The sequence below is a fragment of the Pseudotabrizicola sp. L79 genome (genome assembly GCF_036553525.1).
GTDB lineage: Bacteria > Pseudomonadota > Alphaproteobacteria > Rhodobacterales > Rhodobacteraceae > Pseudotabrizicola.
In genome coordinates this window covers 109,766-126,605 of record NZ_JAZHDA010000044.1, presented here as the reverse complement: position 1 = coordinate 126,605, position 16,840 = coordinate 109,766, and the positions used below count along the sequence as shown (strand labels likewise).

17 protein-coding genes are annotated in these 16,840 nt (G+C 64.1%); 8 read left to right on the top strand and 9 right to left on the bottom strand.

Annotation, left to right across the window (positions count from 1 at the left end):
• Positions 1 to 18: 18 nt before the first annotated feature.
• Positions 19 to 282 (bottom strand): hypothetical protein, encoded by a 264-nt coding sequence (locus tag V3C85_RS05050; protein WP_331793997.1) that lies wholly within the window; start codon positions 280 to 282, stop codon positions 19 to 21.
• 198 nt (positions 283 to 480) lie between these two features.
• Between V3C85_RS05050 and xth the strand changes: the two genes are divergently transcribed.
• A complete protein-coding gene (xth, locus tag V3C85_RS05045) occupies positions 481 to 1,260 on the top strand; it encodes an exodeoxyribonuclease III (protein WP_331793996.1) in 780 nt (259 codons plus the stop codon).
• A gap of 5 nt (positions 1,261 to 1,265) precedes the next feature.
• Here xth and V3C85_RS05040 read toward each other — a convergent pair whose 3' ends face one another.
• Genes V3C85_RS05040 through V3C85_RS05030 form a run of 3 tightly spaced genes read right to left on the bottom strand, consistent with a single transcriptional unit; the run spans position 1,266 to position 4,307 of the window.
• On the bottom strand, positions 1,266 to 2,303 hold the full coding sequence (locus V3C85_RS05040; protein WP_331793995.1) for an ABC transporter substrate-binding protein: 1,038 nt from the start codon (positions 2,301 to 2,303) through the stop codon (positions 1,266 to 1,268).
• Positions 2,267 to 3,637, bottom strand: a complete 1,371-nt coding sequence (locus V3C85_RS05035) for a sensor histidine kinase (RefSeq protein WP_331793994.1) — start codon at positions 3,635 to 3,637, stop codon at positions 2,267 to 2,269. Before V3C85_RS05035 ends, V3C85_RS05040 begins: the two co-directional genes overlap by 37 nt.
• A 4-nt stretch (positions 3,638 to 3,641) precedes the next feature.
• Positions 3,642 to 4,307, bottom strand: a complete 666-nt coding sequence (locus V3C85_RS05030; protein ID WP_331793993.1) for a response regulator transcription factor — start codon at positions 4,305 to 4,307, stop codon at positions 3,642 to 3,644.
• 141 nt (positions 4,308 to 4,448) lie between these two features.
• Between V3C85_RS05030 and V3C85_RS05025 the strand changes: the two genes are divergently transcribed.
• The 6 genes from V3C85_RS05025 to V3C85_RS05000 are packed head-to-tail and all read left to right on the top strand — an operon-like array spanning position 4,449 to position 10,090.
• Positions 4,449 to 5,414 (top strand): Bug family tripartite tricarboxylate transporter substrate binding protein, encoded by a 966-nt coding sequence (locus V3C85_RS05025; RefSeq protein ID WP_331793992.1) that lies wholly within the window; start codon positions 4,449 to 4,451, stop codon positions 5,412 to 5,414.
• A complete protein-coding gene (locus tag V3C85_RS05020) occupies positions 5,414 to 5,854 on the top strand; it encodes a tripartite tricarboxylate transporter TctB family protein (RefSeq protein WP_331793991.1) in 441 nt (146 codons plus the stop codon). The genes V3C85_RS05025 and V3C85_RS05020 overlap by 1 nt, the downstream gene beginning before the upstream one ends.
• Before the next feature lie 12 nt (positions 5,855 to 5,866).
• Complete coding sequence (locus tag V3C85_RS05015; protein ID WP_331793990.1) at positions 5,867 to 7,396, top strand: tripartite tricarboxylate transporter permease; 1,530 nt, start codon at positions 5,867 to 5,869, stop codon at positions 7,394 to 7,396.
• 14 nt (positions 7,397 to 7,410) lie between these two features.
• Positions 7,411 to 8,769, top strand: a complete 1,359-nt coding sequence (locus V3C85_RS05010) for an acyclic terpene utilization AtuA family protein (protein WP_331793989.1) — start codon at positions 7,411 to 7,413, stop codon at positions 8,767 to 8,769.
• Positions 8,766 to 9,062: a DUF4387 family protein gene (locus V3C85_RS05005; RefSeq protein ID WP_331793988.1), complete on the top strand. Its 297-nt coding sequence runs from the start codon at positions 8,766 to 8,768 to the stop codon at positions 9,060 to 9,062. Before V3C85_RS05010 ends, V3C85_RS05005 begins: the two co-directional genes overlap by 4 nt.
• Entirely contained in the window at positions 9,059 to 10,090 is a 1,032-nt protein-coding gene (locus V3C85_RS05000) for an AbrB family transcriptional regulator (RefSeq protein WP_331793987.1), read from the top strand. Before V3C85_RS05005 ends, V3C85_RS05000 begins: the two co-directional genes overlap by 4 nt.
• On the opposite strand, the gene V3C85_RS04995 is transcribed toward V3C85_RS05000, so the two are convergent.
• The 5 genes from V3C85_RS04995 to V3C85_RS04975 all read right to left on the bottom strand — a co-directional run bounded on the left by V3C85_RS04995 (position 10,087) and on the right by V3C85_RS04975 (position 16,009).
• Positions 10,087 to 10,875 carry a crotonase/enoyl-CoA hydratase family protein gene (locus tag V3C85_RS04995; protein ID WP_331793986.1) on the bottom strand — a complete coding sequence of 263 codons (789 nt, stop codon included), beginning with the start codon at positions 10,873 to 10,875 and terminating at the stop codon, positions 10,087 to 10,089. The two genes, V3C85_RS05000 and V3C85_RS04995, sit on opposite strands and share 4 nt — an antisense overlap.
• 2 nt (positions 10,876 to 10,877) lie before the next feature.
• Positions 10,878 to 11,729 carry a hydroxymethylglutaryl-CoA lyase gene (locus V3C85_RS04990; RefSeq protein ID WP_331793985.1) on the bottom strand — a complete coding sequence of 284 codons (852 nt, stop codon included), beginning with the start codon at positions 11,727 to 11,729 and terminating at the stop codon, positions 10,878 to 10,880.
• Entirely contained in the window at positions 11,722 to 12,369 is a 648-nt protein-coding gene (locus V3C85_RS04985; protein ID WP_331793984.1) for a glutathione S-transferase family protein, read from the bottom strand. The genes V3C85_RS04990 and V3C85_RS04985 overlap by 8 nt, the downstream gene beginning before the upstream one ends.
• Entirely contained in the window at positions 12,366 to 14,306 is a 1,941-nt protein-coding gene (locus V3C85_RS04980) for an ATP-binding protein (protein WP_331793983.1), read from the bottom strand. The genes V3C85_RS04985 and V3C85_RS04980 overlap by 4 nt, the downstream gene beginning before the upstream one ends.
• Before the next feature lie 98 nt (positions 14,307 to 14,404).
• Positions 14,405 to 16,009, bottom strand: coding sequence for a carboxyl transferase domain-containing protein (locus tag V3C85_RS04975; protein WP_331793982.1), 1,605 nt, complete (start codon positions 16,007 to 16,009; stop codon positions 14,405 to 14,407).
• A 221-nt stretch (positions 16,010 to 16,230) separates the two neighbouring features.
• Between V3C85_RS04975 and V3C85_RS04970 the strand changes: the two genes are divergently transcribed.
• Complete coding sequence (locus tag V3C85_RS04970; RefSeq protein WP_331793981.1) at positions 16,231 to 16,824, top strand: OmpW/AlkL family protein; 594 nt, start codon at positions 16,231 to 16,233, stop codon at positions 16,822 to 16,824.
• Positions 16,825 to 16,840 lie beyond the last annotated feature (16 nt).

Below are 16,840 nucleotides of genomic sequence, written 5' to 3'. Positions count from 1 at the left end.
CCCCCAAAGGTCAGGGCATCACACTTCGGCGATGCTGGTCATCAGGCTGCTGGCGCCGCCCGAGAACTTGTCGCCCATGGCATCATCCGCTGCGATGCTGGTCATCGCCGAGGAGGCAATGCTGGTCATCATCGACGAAGCGATGCTGGTCATCATGGATGACGCGATGCTGGTCATCATGGTCGAGGCGATGCTTGTCATCATCTCGGTTGCGGCACCATCCAGCATGTCGGCGGTGGTTTCTTCAACGATATCAAGGCGAAGTGCTGCAGACGTGGTCATCGTTACCCTCCAGGTTGTGATGTTTTGGCATGACTCACGCTAGCAACCAGACCGCGATTCGCAATTCATTTGTCTACCTTTGGTTGTATTTCTTGTGGATAACTCAGCCCAGGGCAGAACCGCAGAAAAGGCTGCTCTGTGCTTGCCTTGCGGGCCCGCATCGGGGATAGCTTGGGCATCCAGACAGGCGGGGGCCGCATGAAGATTGCGACATTCAACATCAATGGCATCAAGGCCCGGATCGAGGCTTTGCCCCGCTGGCTGGAAACGGCCCAGCCCGATGTCGTTTGCCTGCAAGAGATCAAATCCGTTGACGAAGGCTTTCCCAGCCAGATCTTTGAGGACATGGGTTACCAAACCGTCACCCATGGCCAGAAAAGCTTTAACGGCGTGGCGATCCTGTCAAAGCTGCCGCTGGAGGATGTGACCCGCGGCCTGCCCGGGGATGACAGCGACGAGCAGGCCCGCTGGATCGAGGCCACGGTGATGGGCCGCCGCCCGGTGCGGGTGTGCGGGCTGTATCTGCCGAACGGAAACCCCGCCCCCGGCCCGAAATATGATTACAAACTGGCCTGGATGGCCCGGATGGAGGCGCGGGTGCGCGCGCTGCTGGCCAGCGAAGAGCCGTTTCTGTGCGCAGGTGATTACAACGTGATCCCGCAGGCCGAAGATGCCGCCAAGCCCGAGGCCTGGGCCACAGATGCGCTTTATCTGCCCGCCAGCCGCGAGGCTTTTCGCCGGATCGTCAATCTGGGCCTGACCGAGGCCTTCCGCGCCCGTGTTCAGGGCCCGGGCCACTACAGCTTTTGGGATTATCAGGCCGGCGCGTGGGAGCGGAACAACGGCATCCGCATCGACCATCTGCTTTTGTCGCCACAGGCCGCCGACCGGCTGACAGATGTGGGCATCGACAAAGCCTGCCGGGCGGGCGACAAACCGTCAGACCATGTGCCGGTCTGGATCACGCTGGCGGACTGACGGCCCTAGGGCTGCACCATTGCGGCCCGCCATTCCTCTAGAAACCGGCGGCGCGAGACGCTGTCGAGGGCGGCCAGAAGACCGGGGTCCAGCCGGATCGGGCGCAAATGCGGGTGGCGCTCGAACGCTGCGGCCTCAACCGTAGGCAGGCCTGCGCCTTCGGCAATCAGGCTTTGGCCCAGGGGCGACAAGAGATAGCGCAGGAAATCAGCCGCCCCGTCCGGGTTCGGCGCCCGCCGCGGGATCAGCGCGGTGCGCAGCAATGTCAGCGTGAAATCCTCCAGCTCGATGATGCGATACCCCTGCCCGCCCCAAGCCAGGGCATAAGACCCCAGCACATTATACCCCACCAGCAACCGGCCCGCGCGCAGATCGTCGATCATGGCCGAAGAACAACAATAAAGCCGGGCATCCAGCCGCCCCATCACCTCGGCCAGGCGCCAGAACGTGTCAGACAGCCGCGCATCCTGGGCGGCAAACAGATAGCCCGCGCCCGAAATCGCCGGATCATAGGTGCCCACCTTGCCGCGAAACCAGTCGGGGTTGTCGCGCAGCAGCGCAATCAGTTCACGCCTTGTGCGCGGCGGCTCTTGGCCCTTGGGCAGGGCACCATCAGACAGCACCAGCACCACCGGTTCTTGCGCCACAGCCACCAGCACATCGCGCCACCGCGCCCAACCGGGTTGGCGTGCCATCGCATCTTCGGGCAGCGCCTGCGCCTTGCCATCATTGGCCAGCTTCATCTGCAAATCCATGGCCGAAGAAATCACCACATCAAATTGACGGTCCTCCTCGGCAATGGCGCGATACACCTCTTGGCTAGAGGCCATCACATAATGCAGCCCCATGCCGGGATTGGCCTCTAGCCAAGCGGTGATCACCGGCTGCAAGATGGAAATATCGGTGGTCGAAAGCACCTCGAGCGGGGTGACGCCCCTTGGCCCGAACTGGCGCTCATCCTCGATCTCAAAGGCCCGCACGGGGGCAAAGGCCGCCAGCCACAGGCCTAGGGCCGCGCCAAGGGCAAGGACAAGAATGCGCATGCGCCGCCTCCTTCTCTGTTCTTCAGTGAAAACCGGCCCCCCATGGCGGTGGCGGCCTCTTCGACAATCGTCAGCCCAAGTCCCGAGCCTGCCACATCAGTCACATTGCTACCGCGCCGGAACCGGCGTTTCAGGCGTTCGGGCGTGGCCGCGCCCAAACCGCGCCCACGGTCTTTGACATGAATGCGCGCCATCCCGTCACCAGAACGGGCCGTGATCTCGATCAGCGTGTCAGCGGGCGAATATTTGATCGCATTGTCCAGGATGTTGCGCAAAGCCGCCTCCAGCAACACCGCGTCACCGTCAACCGGCAGCGCCGGGTCCAGGTCAAGCGACAGGGTGATGTCCTTCATCTCGGCGGCCGGGTCCAGCCGCTTGGCCACGGCGCGCACCATGGCGGTCAGGTCCAGCCGCGCCCATTCGGCCTGATCGGCGCGATACAGAACCGTGGCATGATCCAGCAACTGCCCGGCCGAGCGCGCCGCATCATCTGCCGACCGGATCAGCCCGCGCAGGCGCGCGCGCGTCGCCTCTTCATTCGATTGGCGCAGGGCCAGTTCGGCCTCGTTGCGCATGACCGCAAGGGGGGTGCGAATGTGATGCGCGGCCTCGGCGATAAAGGTTTCGGTCTGGTTCAACGTGCCACGCAGCCGCCCGATAAAACTGTTCAGGGCCGTGACAAAGGGCTGCAATTCGCGCGGGGCCGGATGGCGCACGGGCCGCAGATCGCGCGGGCCGCGCCGCCCCACCGCCTCGGCCAGCCGGTCAACCGGGCCGATCAGGCCCCGCGCCACGAACAGCGACAGCGGAATGGCGGCCAGAAACACCGCCAACCCCAAAGCTGCCGCCCGGTTGCCAAGGTCATCGGCAATCGCCTGCTGCCCTTGGCGGGTCTGCCCCATCAGGACCAGCACCTTTTCCGCCCGCCCTTCAACCCGGATCGAACGGGCCACAGCCGCAACCCGCACCTGCGCATCGCGGAACGGCACCGTGTAAAAGACCGGCACCAGGGCCGTGGGCAGCGCCGCGGGCAAGGGCAGATCGTCATAGCCCGTCACCGTCAGCCCGCCCACATCGATGCGATAGAATATACGCTCTTCGCCCATCGCGGCCAGCATCGAGAATGTGCCGGGCGGCAGGTCGATCTCGACCCCGCCTTCGACACTGCGCATCTCTTCGGCCAAGCCCTGCGCCGCGGCCCCCAGCACCGCGTCCAGCGTGGCCTCGGACGCACGGTCTGCCCCGATCCGCACCGCAAGATACAGCCCCACAGCCAGCACCGCCGCCAAAGCCAGCAACTGCCAGACCAGACGGCGGCGCAAAGACAGGGCCACGGGCCTAACCCTCGGTCAGGCGGTAGCCAAGGCCCCGCACGGTTTCAATCCGCGCCCGACTGCCCAGCAGCTTTTTGCGCAACCGCCCGACATAGACCTCGATCGCATTGTCACTGACCGGTTCCGAAAAGGAAAACAGCCGGTCCACCAGATGCTCTTTCGACAAGATGCGCCCCTGCGCGCTCAGAAACAGCTCGAACAGCCGCACTTCGCGCGACCGCAGATCACGCGCCTCGCCCGCCACCAGCATGGTGGCGGCCAAAGGGTCAAAGACCACATCGGCAAAGCTGCGCTGCGTCTGCGCCGCCCCACCGCGCCTGCGCAACACGGCCCGGCACCGCGCCTCCAGCTCGGCAAAGTCGAAAGGCTTGGTGATATAATCATCCGCGCCGGTATCCAGTGCATCGACCCGGTCACTGACGGCCGACCGCGCTGTCATCACGATTACCGGTGTCTGGCGTTCGGCCAGCCGATGCCGGGCCAGAAAATCGCGGCCATCGCCATCGGGCAGCATGATATCCAGCAAGATCAGATCATAGCTGGCCACGCGCAGGCAATCTTCTGCCTCGGCCAAACAGCCTGCCAGATCAACCGCATGCCCATCCAGCGACAGCCGCGCCGCGACCGATCCGGCCAGATCCGCATTGTCCTCGATCAGCAGGAATCTCATGCACCCTCTCGCTTGTCCGCCAATTTTTTCATCGCGTGACAGGTTGGTGTCAGCTTTCCAGCTTTGACTGCGGCTCGCAAGCCCCAAGCGCCCACACAGGGAACAGCGGGGGATGCACCAAGAATTCTGGGAGGAAATCATATGACTACGACGTTCCGCGCCTTTGGACTGGGCGCTTTCGGCCTGATGCTGGCCTCGACCTCGGCCCTTGCCACCGAATGCATCGCCCCGGCCAACCCCGGCGGCGGCTGGGATTTCACCTGCCGTCAGGTGGCCCGCATCATGCAGGAAGTCGGCGCGATCGATGCCCCGATGGTTGTGACCAACATGGCGGGTGCTGGCGGGGGCGTGGCCTTTGCCCATGTCGTGACCGAGCGCAACAGCGATGCCGACCTGATCGTTGCCGCATCGTCGGCCACCACCACCCGACTGGCACAAAACGCCTTTGCCGGTGCGACCGCCGATCAGGTTCGTTTTCTGGGGGCCATTGGCGGCGATCCGGGTGTGATCGTTGTGGCCAAGGACAGCCCGTTCCAGTCGCTGGGCGATCTGGTCGAGGCGATCAAGGCTGATCCGGGTTCGGTTGCCTTTGCCGGCGGGTCGGCCGTGGGCGGGTTCGACCATATGAAACCCCTGCGCGTGATGAAAGCCGCCGGTTTCACCGACATCACCAAGATCAAATATATCGGTGTTGATGGCGGCGCGGATGCGATCACCCAAACCATCGGCGGCTTTACCCAAGCCATGACGGGCGACATGTCGGAAATCACCGGCTTTATCAAATCGGGCGATGTGCGCGCTTTGGCCGTTCTGTCAGAAGAGCGTGTTGCCGGCTTTGACGACATTCCCACCGCCCGCGAACAGGGCTTTGACGTGATCGCGGTCAACTGGCGCGGCCTTTATGTCCCCAAAGACATCTCGGACGACCAGTATAACGCCTGGGCCGACAAGTTGCGCGCCGTGGCTGAAAGCGAGCAGTGGCAGCAGGTCATGGCGGAAAACGGCCTTGCGCCTTTCACCAAGATCGGTGGCGATTTCCAGGCTTGGGTTGATGGCGTCATCGTTGATGAAGTCGCGCTTTCCAAGGAAATCGGGGTCATCCAGTAATGGCAAAAGACCGTATTTTCGGTCTGTTCATGCTTGTTTTGGCGCTGGGGTATGTCCTCAGCGCCACCAACATCCAGACCTCGTTCATGTCTGACCCAGTCGGCCCGCGCGTCTTTCCCTATCTGGTGGCCGCCGTTGTGGCACTTTGCGCCCTTGTGATGGTGCTGAAACCCGATCCCGACACCGAATGGCCGGGGCTTGTGATGTTTGGCAAGCTGGCGTTCGCCACGGCCATTCTGCTGGCCTATGCCATGACGATCAGGCCCTTGGGCTTTATCATCCCGACCGTCATCGTGGCAGGGCTGCTCAGCTATATGATCAACCCGCGCCCGGTTCCGGCTGCCCTTGCCGGGCTTGGCCTTGGCGTCGGGCTGTTCGTTCTGTTCAAAGTCATCCTCGGCCTTGGCCTTCAGGGCCTGCCGCGCGCCCTGATGGGCTGACAGGAGACATCCATGGATATCCTTACCAACCTTGCGTTGGGGTTCAGCATTGCGCTGTCGCCCTGGACGCTGCTTCTGGCCGTGATCGGCTGCTTTGTCGGCACCATCATCGGCGCGCTGCCGGGCCTTGGGCCATCGAATGGCGTAGCACTTTTGATCCCGATTTCCTTTTCGATGGGCCTTGATGCGATCTCGGCCCTGGTGCTGCTGACCAGCGTTTATTACGGGGCCATGTATGGCGGGCGGATCAGTTCGATCCTGCTGAACATTCCCGGCGATGAACCGGCGATGATGACCTGCCTTGACGGCTATCCGATGGCCAAGCAGGGCTATGCCTCGGATGCGCTGGTGATTTCGGGCGTGGCCTCGTTCGTGGGCGCGTTTCTGGCCACCTTGGGGCTGATGTTCCTGTCGCCCCTGCTGGCCCGTGTCGCCTATCAGTTCGGACCGGCTGAATATTTCGCGCTGTATATGCTGGCGTTCTGCACCCTTGGTGGCATCGGGTCGAACAATCAGGCCAAGGCCGCACTGGCCGCGGCACTGGGTCTGGCGATTGCCATGATCGGGATGGACAAGACCACCGGCATGCCGCGCTTTACCTTTGGCGAATTGCATCTGATGGACGGGATTGATTTCCTTGTGGCCATCGTGGGCCTGTTCGCGGTGGCCGAAGTGTTCCACTTTATCGAAAGCCACGGCAAAGACAGCGCCATCGGCGTCAAGCTGGGCAAGATCGTGGTTGATTGGCGCAAGCTGTGGTCCACCCGCTGGGCCATGCTGAAAGGCTCGGGCATCGGCTTTCTGGCCGGCATCCTGCCCGGGGCTGGCGCCTCGCTGGGGTCGTTCCTGGCCTATATGACGGAAAAGGCCACCGCGCCCGAGGCGGAAAAGGCCAGCTATGGCACAGGCAACCCCAAAGGCGTGGCCGCACCCGAGGCTGGCAACAACGCCGCAGCCGGGGGCGCGCTGATCCCGATGCTGACGCTGGGTGTGCCCGGCTCTGGCACCACCGCCGTGCTCTTGGCGCTGCTGTTGACGCTGAACATCACCCCCGGCCCGCTGCTGTTTACCGAACGGCCCGACGTGGTCTGGGGCCTGATCGCGGCCCTGCTGATCGCCAACTTCGTGCTGTTGGTGATGAACGTGCCAATGGTCAAGGTTTTCGTCCACATCCTGTCGGTGCCAAGCTGGATCTTGTTGCCGGGTGTCACGATGGTGGCCTTTGTCGGCATCTTCTCGCTGACCGGATCATCCTTTGACATGATGCTGATGGTGGGCTTTGGTGTGATGGGCTGGGTGTTTCGCAAGCTGGACATCCCGACCGTGCCGGTGATCCTTGGCATCCTTTTGGGCAATTCGATGGAAGACAACCTGCGCCGGGCCATGGTGCTGTCTGATGGCGACTGGACCTATCTGTTCTCGTCGCCGATCTCGATCGGGCTGTGGCTGGCGGCGGTCCTCGGCTTTGTTGCGCCCATCTTCCTGCGCAGCCGCCTGAAAAAACCCAGCCTTGTGTCGCACGACGACCTGACGGGCGATTGACGGAGACACATCTGATGCCAACCCGCGTTCTCGTGCCCTCGGGCGTTCTTGGACTTGGCTTTGACCGAGAGGCACTGGCCCGTGGCGTGGCCATGGGGCCCGATATCATCGCAATCGACGGGGGGTCCACCGACAGTGGGCCCTTCTCTCTGGGGGCGGGGCAGTCGAAATATTCGCGCGCCGCCACCAAATCGGAATGGCGCGACCTGATGCTGGCCCGCGCCCAAGCGGGGGTGCCGCTGATCATCGGCACAGCCGGCACCTGCGGGGCCGATGCCACTGTGGACTGGATGTTTCAGATCACGGTCGAGCTGGCACAGGAACTGGGCCAAAGCCTGCGCGTGGCGCGGCTTTATTCCAGCCAGTCACCCGACCAGATCGTCACCGCGCTGGATGCGGGCCAGATCACCCCGCTGACCCCCGCCCCCGAGATTTCGGCCGAGGTGATCGGATCCATGACCAATATCGTGGCACTGGCCGGGGCCGAGCAGATACAGGCCGCCCTTGCCACCGGGGCCGAGATCATCATCGCCGGGCGCACCACCGACACCGCCACCATCGCCGCCCTGCCGCTTTCGCGGGGCGATCATGCCGGGGGGGCGTGGCATGGTGCCAAGATCGCCGAATGTGGGGCGCTGTGTTCAACCAACCCCACGTCCGGCGTGATCGTCGTTGATTTCGACGAAACCGGCTTTACGGTCGAGGCGATGCACAAAACCGCGCTGTGCACCCCGCATTCGGTATCGGCCCATATGCTTTACGAAAATTCCGACCCGTTCCAACTGTATGAACCGGGCGGTTATCTGGATGTGCGGGGCGCCCGCTATACCGCGCTGGATGATCGCCGCGTGCGGGTCGAGGGATCAAAATGGGTGCCCGGTCGCTATACGGTGAAACTGGAGGGCGCGCGCATCGCGGGCTATCAGACCACCATTCTGTCCGTGCTGCGCGACGCCCATTATGCCGCAAATGCAAGGGCCTGGGTCGAAAAGCTGCACGGTTTTCTGACCATCGAAATCCAGCGCCGCATGGGCCTTGCACCCGGCGATTACAGCCTTGATTTTCGCCTGATCGGGGTAGACGGCGCCTTGGGCGCGCTGGAAAACCGCACAGGCACCCCGGTCGAGGTGGGGGTGCTGGGCATCGTCACCGCCCAGACCCAAGGCATCGCCGCCGAGATCGGCAAGCTGATCAACCCCTTTGTTCTGCATTATCCGCTGACCGAGGATGAGGAATTGCCAACCTTTGCCTTCCCCTACTCGCCCGCCACCACCGACCGGGGCGCGCTGTATGAATTCGCGCTGAACCATGTGATGGAACTGGCCGATCCAATGCAGGCCTTCCGCCTGACAGTCACCGAGGTGGGCGCATGACACTGGCCGATCACGTCTTGAAAGTGCGGTCCAAGAATGCCGGGCCATTCTGGGTGACCATCGACATCTTCTGCGGCAGTGACGCAGCCTTTGCCAAGGTCTGCACGCAGTTGAAAACCGAAACCGTGGCGCGGCTTTATGGCACCGAATTGCAACTGGTAAAGCGCTTTGACATCGCCGATCTGAACGTCGTCAAATTCTCGATCCCGCGCCCGGTTGTGCAGGGGTCGGCGGCCGATCGTGACATGCACGGCGCGCAATGGGCACATCTGTTGGCCGAGGCTGATCTGTGACCTTCGTAACCAAGGGCCGCGTGACCACCTTTGCCATCGCCGCCCTTGGCGCGCTGCTGTTCACGCTGATGGGCCTGCCGCTGCCGTTGCTTTTGGGCCCGCTTGCCGCCTGTCTGGTGGCGGCTTTGGCCGGGGCAAAGATGCAGGATGCGGGGGGCCTTGGCACGTTCATGCGCACCTTTCTGGGGGTGGCGGTTGGCAGTTCAATCACCCCAGCCACCGTGCAGCACCTGCCCGATTTCGCCACCTCGCTGCTGTTCGTGCCGGTCTTTATCGCGCTGATCGGGGCGATTGGCTATCCGCTGTTTCGCTATGGCTTTGGCTTTAACCACCCGACGGCCTGGTATGCCGCCATGCCGGGTGGGTTGCAGGATATGCTGATCTTTGGCGAAGAGGCCGGGGGCGACCCGCGCGCATTGTCGTTGATCCATGCCACACGGGTACTGGTCATCGTGACCGTGGCGCCGCTGATCATGGTGGCCTATTGGGGGGTGGATCTGACCCAGGCCCCCGGCAAACCCGCAAGCAGCATGGACCCGGTGCAAATCGCGCTGATGGTCTTTGCCTGTTTCAGCGGCTGGAAACTGGCCGAGCGTGTGGGCCTGTTCGGGGCCTCGATCCTGGGGCCGATGATCATGACGGCGGCCCTGTCCCTGACCGGGATCATCACCACCAGACCACCTGCCGAGATCATCTGGGCCGCGCAATTCTTTATCGGCATTGCGGTGGGGGTGAAATATACGGGCATCACCTGGCGCGAATTGCGCGTCGATGTGGGCGCGGGCGTGGTGTATGCCATGATCCTGGCGCTGATTTCGCTGGGCTTTTTCGAACTTATCCACCTGACGGGCGTGGCCCCCGCACTGGATGCCTTTCTGGCCTTTCTGCCCGGCGGGCAGGCAGAAATGGTGGTGATTGCCATCATTGCCGGGGCGGATCTGGCCTATGTGGTCAGCCACCACCTGCTGCGCATCATCATCGTGATCCTGCTGGCCCCGATCGTGTCGCGCCTGTTTCAGCGGCCTTAGCCCCGCACCCAGGCTGCCTTGCGCTTGTCGAAAAAGGCGGCAACGCCCTCGCGCGCCTCATGGGTTTCCCATGTATCGGCAAGGGCCGCGATGCTGGCGTCGATCATCGCATCTGTCGCCCCCTGCCCCAGCTTGCGCGCCAATGCCTTGGCGGCGGCCACAGCGCCGGGCGCACAGGCCAGATAGGGCGTGGCCTCGGCCTCGGCGGCACGGGCCAGATCGGCGGCTGGCACCACGCGCGCCACAAGGTTCAACGCCTGTGCCTCGGCCGCGCCGAACAGGCGGGCCGACATGAACACCCGCCGCGCCAGACCTTCGCCCATACGGGCGATCACATAGGGGCCAATCGTCGCCGGGATCAGCCCCAGCCGCGTTTCGGTCAGGCCAAAGCGCGCATCTTCGGCCGCCACCACAACATCGCAGACCGCGCACAGGCCCACCCCACCGCCATAGGCCCCGCCCTGCACCACACCGATCAGGGGCTGCGGCAGATCGTTCAGCGCCTTCAGCATAAGCGCCAGCTTTTTCGCCTCGGCCATCCGCGTGGCCCGGTCAGCCGCCATCTGCGCCTGCATCCAGCCCAGATCGCCGCCAGCGCAAAACACATCACCCGCCCCCGTCAGCACAACCGCCCGCCAATCGCGGCGCGGGCCTGCCTGAGCGGCGAAATCCGTCAGCTCGGCAATCATCTGCGCCGACAGGGCGTTGCGCTTGTCTGCCCGGTTCATCCGCAACTGCACGATGCCCCGGTCATCGGGCACCACGCTGATCGTGTCATAGGCCATCGTCATCCCCGTAACCCCCGCGCATAATCTGCGGCCCGGGCCAGCTTTGCGGCATCAAGCCCGGTGTCAAACCCCAAAGCCGCCAGATGCGCGGCCACCGCCTCGGTCGCCACATTGCCCGCCGCACCGGGGGCATAGGGGCACCCGCCCAAGCCCCCCACCGCCGCATCAAACACCCGCACACCAGCCGCAAGCGCCACATCAATATTCTGCAGGGCAAGGCCCCCGGTATCATGGAAATGCCCCGCCAGACGGTTGGCGGGCACCTCGGCCAACACCGCTGTCAGCATGTCGGCCACGCGCGCAGGCTGGCCGCGCCCCAGCGTTTCGCCCAGACTGATCTCATGGCAGCCCATGGCCGCCAGATCAGCGGCCACACGCGCCACCTGCCCCGGTGCCACCGGCCCGTCAAAGGGGCAATCGGTGACCACCGAGACATAGCCGCGCAAGGCCAGACCATCCTTCAGCGCAGCCTCAGCCACCGGGCGCAGGCGATCAAGGCTTTCGGCAATGCTGGCGTTCAGATTGGCGCGGGAAAAGCCCTCGCTGGCCGCCGCAAAGATCGCCACTTCATCGGCCCCTGCGTCCCGCGCGGCCTGATAGCCCTTGAGGTTCGGCACCAGCACCGCATAGCGCAGGCCCGGTCTGCGCGGCACGCCCGCCATCACCTGCGCCGCATCGGCCATCTGCGGCACCCATTTCGGGCTGACGAAACTGGTGGCCTCGATCCGGGCAAAGCCGCAATCGGCCAACATGTCGATCAGCCGCAGCTTATCGGCCACCGGGATCAGCCGCGCCTCATTCTGCAACCCGTCGCGGGGGCCAACCTCATAAATCTCGACCCGCTCAGTCATCGGGGGCCTCATAGAAATCGCGGGTATAGATCTGCGGCACGCCATCTTGGGCCAAGGCCGCCTGAAAGGCCGGGCGCGCGGTCAGGGCGGCCAGCCATTCCGTCAGTGCGGGGTCGGTATAGCGCAAGAACTTTTGCCCGATCACAAGGCCATAGCCAAGCGCCACATCCGCCGCCGAAAAGGCACCGCAGACGCCCTGGCCCCGCCGCGCCCGCGCCGCGGCCAGCAAGGATTTCTCCAGCCGCTTTGCCTCTAGCCGCATCACGGTGGGGCTGCGCATGTGGTCTTCGCGCAAGACGATGTGGTGCTTCGTCAGGATCGCCAGAGACACGGCTATGGTTTCGGCGAAATGCAGCCATTCCAGATAGGCGATGCGATCGGCCGTTCCCGGCGCGCGGTGGAACTGCGGCGCATGGGTTTCGGCCAGATAGTCAAGGATCGCCCCGCTTTCGAACATCACCTGCCCATCCACCTGCACCGCAGGCACCCGCCCCGCAGGCGACAAGGCCAGAAAATCCGGGCTGCGCAGGGATTTGTCGAAAAAGCTGTGGTGGATCACCTGACACGGCAGGCCTGCTTCGTGGCAGAACCACAGTACCCGAAAGCTGCGCGACTGGGCGACGTGATGCAAGGTGATCATGCCTCGGCCTCCAGCCGGATCAACGCGGCCCCGGCCTCGATCTGCTGACCGTTCTGCACCAGAACCTCGGCCACCACACCGTCACGCGCGGCACGCAAGGCATGTTCCATCTTCATTGCCTCAAGGATGCACAGGGCATCGCCCTGCGCCACCGCCTGCCCGGCAACCACCGCCACCGCCTTGACCAACCCCGGCATCGGCGCCAGCGTCACATCGCTGCCCGCGCCCGCCGCCGCATCGCGCGCCAGGGGATCATGGCGCTGCACCGTCAGGCTGCGGCCGGGGGCAAAAACGTGAATGCCGCCCGCCAGAACCACCGTAAACGGCGGCTGGCCCGCAACCGACCATCCGGCAGGGCCACGATGGGCCTGCACCGATGTGCCGCCAAGCGTCACCGTCGCCCGGTCGGCGGCGGTCAGCGTGATCTGCGCCGCGATCACGCCCTCAGGGCCTGTCACGGCAACGGTATGCGCCAAGCCCCCCCACAGCGCAAAGCCCGCAAGCGGCCCCTGCGGCAGATCAGCCGCCGCCAGCACCGCGGTCGCCTGCAAGGCCAGATCCATGTCCCCGGCCACGGGCACCGCCGTCAGCGCGGCCAGATCGCGCCCGATCAAGCCAGTATCCACCTGCCCCGCCGCAAAACCGGGGTGGCGCGCCAAAGCCGACAGAAACCCAAGATTGGTCACCGTGCCCGCCACATGGGTTTCGTCCAGCGCGCGTGCCAGTTGCGACAGCGCGATGGCCCGCGTTGGCCCATGGGTGATCACCTTGGCGATCATCGGATCATACCAGGGGCTGATCACATCGCCCGAGCGCACCCCGGTATCGGCCCGGCAGCCCGGTGGAAAGGCCAGATGCGCCAGGGTGCCCGTGGCGGGCAAAAACCCCGCCGCCACGTCTTCGGCGTAAAGCCGCGCCTCAAAGGCGTGGCCGGTCAGGGAAATCTGATCCTGTCGCAGCGGCAAAGGCTCGCCCGCCGCCACGCGCAACTGCCATTCGACCAGATCAAGGCCGGTGATCGCCTCGGTCACGGGATGTTCGACCTGCAGGCGGGTGTTCATCTCCATGAACCAGAACCGGTCTTCGCGCAGCCCGTCCGAGCCATCGACGATGAATTCGATCGTGCCCGCCCCGGCATAGCCAATCGCCTTGGCCGCACGCACCGCCGCCGCCCCCATGGCCGCCCGCATGCCATCGGTCATGCCGGGTGCCGGGGCCTCTTCGATCACCTTTTGGTGGCGCCGTTGCAGCGAACAGTCGCGTTCGAACAGATGCACGGCATCACGGCCATCGCCAAAGACCTGCATTTCGATATGGCGGGGCGACAGGATGTATTTCTCGATCAGGACCGCCTCATTGCCAAAGGCATTGGCGGCCTCGGCCCGCGCCGATGCCAGCGCCGTGGCGAAATCGGCTGGGGCATCGACCCGCCGCATCCCCTTGCCGCCGCCCCCCGCCACCGCCTTGATCAGCACCGGATAGCCAATCGCCTCGGCCGCGCCGGCCAGATGTTCGGGATCCTGGTTGGTGCCGTGATAGCCCGGCACCACCGGCACCCCGGCCTGTTCCATCAGCGCCTTGGCGGCATCCTTCAACCCCATGGCCCGGATCGCCTGCGCCGAAGGGCCGATGAACACCAGCCCCGCCGCCGTGACCTGATCGACGAAATCCGGGTTTTCCGACAAAAAGCCATAGCCGGGGTGGATGGCCTGCGCCCCGGTGGCCAAGGCTGCGGCAATGATCGCCTCGCCGCGCAGATAGCTGTCGCGGGGGGCTGGCCCGCCGATCGGCACCGCCTGATCGGCCATCTGCACATGGCGCGCCCGGGCATCGGCATCGGAATAGACGGCAACCGTTGCCACCCCCAGTTTGCGGGCGGTGTCGATGATGCGGCAGGCGATTTCGCCGCGATTGGCGATCAGGATCTTGTCAAACATCAGACGCTCTCCGGGCCGTGCCCGCGCACCGGGGGCTGCCTGCCCCCGGACCCCCGGGGATATTTAGGAACAGATGAAGATAGACAGAGGTCATGGCATCACATCCGGAACAGGCCAAAGCGCGTCTCCTCGATGGGGGCGTTCAGGCTGGCCATCAGCGACAGGGCCAGAACCTGCCGGGTGTGGCGCGGATCGATGACACCATCATCCCACAGCCGGGCACTGGCGTAGAGGGGGTGGCTTTGGGTTTCAAACATCTCGATTGTCGGGCGTTTGAAGGCGGCCTCGTCCTCAGCCGACCAGGTGCCGCCCTTGCGCTCGATCCCGTCGCGGCGAACCGTGGCCAGAACGCCTGCGGCCTGTTCCCCCCCCATCACAGAGATGCGCGAATTGGGCCAGGACCACAAAAAGCGCGGCGAAAAGGCCCGCCCTGCCATGCCGTAATTGCCCGCCCCAAAGCTGCCGCCCACCAGCAGGGTGATTTTCGGCACTTTGGTGGTGGCAACGGCGGTGACCATCTTGGCCCCATGGCGGGCGATGCCTTCGTTTTCGTATTTGCGGCCCACCATGAAGCCGGTGATGTTTTGCAAGAACACCAGCGGGATGCCACGCTGGCTGCACAATTCCACGAAATGCGCCCCTTTTTGCGCGCTTTCGCTGAACAGCACCCCATTATTGGCCACGATCCCCACCGGGCAGCCCATGACATGGGCAAAGCCGGTGACCAGTGTTTCGCCAAAACGGGCCTTGAATTCATCAAAGCGGCTGCCATCGACCACGCGGGCAATCACCTCGCGGATGTCATAGGGGGTGCGCAGATCGGCGGGCACCACGTCCAGCAACTCATCGGGATCATAGGCCGGGTCTTCGGGCGTTTGCCATTGCACCGTGCCGGGCCTGCCCCGGTTTAGATGCGACACCGCGCGGCGGGCCAATGCCAGGGCATGGGCATCATCTTCGGCCAGATAATCGGCCACACCCGACAGGCGGGTATGCACATCGCCGCCGCCCAGATCCTCGGCGCTGACCACCTCTCCGGTTGCGGCGCGCACCAAGGGCGGGCCCGCCAGAAAGATCGTGCCCTGATCGCGCACGATGATCGAGACATCGGACATGGCCGGAACGTAAGCCCCGCCCGCAGTGCAGGACCCCATGACCACAGCGATCTGGGGAATGCCCTTGGCGCTCATGGTGGCCTGATTGAAAAAGATGCGGCCAAAATGGTCGCGGTCGGGAAAGACCTCATCCTGATTGGGCAGGTTGGCACCGCCGCTGTCGACCAGATAGACGCAGGGCAAATGGCAGGCCTCGGCGATCTCTTGGGCGCGCAGGTGCTTTTTCACCGTCATCGGGTAATAGGTGCCGCCCTTGACGGTGGCATCATTGGCCACCACCATCACGTCCTGCCCATGCACACGGCCCACCCCGGCGATCACGCCTGCGCAAGGGGCATCGCCGTCATACATCCCATGCGCCGCCGTTGCGCCGATTTCCAGAAAGGGCGCGCCCGGATCAAGCAGGTTGGCCACCCGGTCGCGGGGGGGCAACTTGCCGCGGCCAACATGGCGGGCCAGCGCCCCCTCGCCGCCACCCGCCGCCGCAGTGCGGGCAGCAGTGGCCACCTGATCCAGCATCTTCAGATGCGCGGCCCTGTTCGCGCGCGCGGTTTCGGAATTGGGCAACAAGGCCGAGCGAAGTTTCATGCGTGGCTTCCCCCAAGACATTCCATCATCGCCCCGGCACAGCGCGCCCGTGCTGCCGCCACCCCGGAAATGCGATATTCTGGATTTAACTTTTCATTACAAATCAGCATGTTATGCGCCAGATTGCCACAGGGCGGCATCGCCCGGATTTGATTCAGGTCAAGGTGATTGGCCCGCATGTCAGCCCAAGGTCTGGCCGAAACCAACCTGAGAGAAGCGCCATGAAAACGATTGCCCTCGCCCTTGCTGCCACCGCTTGCCTTGCCACGCCATCCCTGGCCCAATCTGCGGGTGACATGACCATGGGTTTCGGGATCGGCTATGTCAGCCCGAAATCCAACAACGGTATTCTGGCCGGGGCCCAGACCGAAATCGACGGGAATGCCCGCCCGACCTTTACCTTTGAATATTTTGTCCGCGACAATATCGGGATCGAGGTTCTGGCCGCCCTGCCGTTCAAGCATGATATCAATCTGGGCGGCGCCAATATCGGCAGCACCAAACACCTGCCGCCGACCGTTTCCGTGAACTACCATTTTCCCACCGGGGGCAAGGTGACGCCGTTTGTCGGGGTTGGGGTCAACTATACCACATTCTTTGAAGATCGCTCGTCCCTTGGCGATCTGAAAATCGAAAACAGCTGGGGCCTTGCCGCCCATGTCGGCGCTGATTTCGCCATCACCGAAACGGCGGCCCTGCGCATGGATCTGCGCTATATCGACATCGCCTCGGACGTCTATCTGAACGGGGCCAATATCGGACGGGTCAAGGTCAACCCGGTGGTCGTTGGCGCGTCTTACATCGTCAAATTCTAAGGCCCCGCCAGATCGA

Bases quoted from the DNA above. Each gene is read 5' to 3' on its own strand.
- V3C85_RS05050 (WP_331793997.1), bottom strand. From the start codon at position 282: ATGACCACGTCTGCAGCACTTCGCCTTGATATCGTTGAAGAAACCACC.
- xth (WP_331793996.1), top strand. From the start codon at position 481: ATGAAGATTGCGACATTCAACATCAATGGCATCAAGGCCCGGATCGAG.
- V3C85_RS05040 (WP_331793995.1), bottom strand. From the start codon at position 2,303: ATGCGCATTCTTGTCCTTGCCCTTGGCGCGGCCCTAGGCCTGTGGCTG.
- V3C85_RS05030 (WP_331793993.1), bottom strand. From the start codon at position 4,307: ATGAGATTCCTGCTGATCGAGGACAATGCGGATCTGGCCGGATCGGTC.
- V3C85_RS05025 (WP_331793992.1), top strand. From the start codon at position 4,449: ATGACTACGACGTTCCGCGCCTTTGGACTGGGCGCTTTCGGCCTGATG.
- V3C85_RS05020 (WP_331793991.1), top strand. From the start codon at position 5,414: ATGGCAAAAGACCGTATTTTCGGTCTGTTCATGCTTGTTTTGGCGCTG.
- V3C85_RS05015 (WP_331793990.1), top strand. From the start codon at position 5,867: ATGGATATCCTTACCAACCTTGCGTTGGGGTTCAGCATTGCGCTGTCG.
- V3C85_RS05010 (WP_331793989.1), top strand. From the start codon at position 7,411: ATGCCAACCCGCGTTCTCGTGCCCTCGGGCGTTCTTGGACTTGGCTTT.
- V3C85_RS05005 (WP_331793988.1), top strand. From the start codon at position 8,766: ATGACACTGGCCGATCACGTCTTGAAAGTGCGGTCCAAGAATGCCGGG.
- V3C85_RS04995 (WP_331793986.1), bottom strand. From the start codon at position 10,875: ATGGCCTATGACACGATCAGCGTGGTGCCCGATGACCGGGGCATCGTG.
- V3C85_RS04990 (WP_331793985.1), bottom strand. From the start codon at position 11,729: ATGACTGAGCGGGTCGAGATTTATGAGGTTGGCCCCCGCGACGGGTTG.
- V3C85_RS04985 (WP_331793984.1), bottom strand. From the start codon at position 12,369: ATGATCACCTTGCATCACGTCGCCCAGTCGCGCAGCTTTCGGGTACTG.
- V3C85_RS04980 (WP_331793983.1), bottom strand. From the start codon at position 14,306: ATGTTTGACAAGATCCTGATCGCCAATCGCGGCGAAATCGCCTGCCGC.
- V3C85_RS04975 (WP_331793982.1), bottom strand. From the start codon at position 16,009: ATGAAACTTCGCTCGGCCTTGTTGCCCAATTCCGAAACCGCGCGCGCG.
- V3C85_RS04970 (WP_331793981.1), top strand. From the start codon at position 16,231: ATGAAAACGATTGCCCTCGCCCTTGCTGCCACCGCTTGCCTTGCCACG.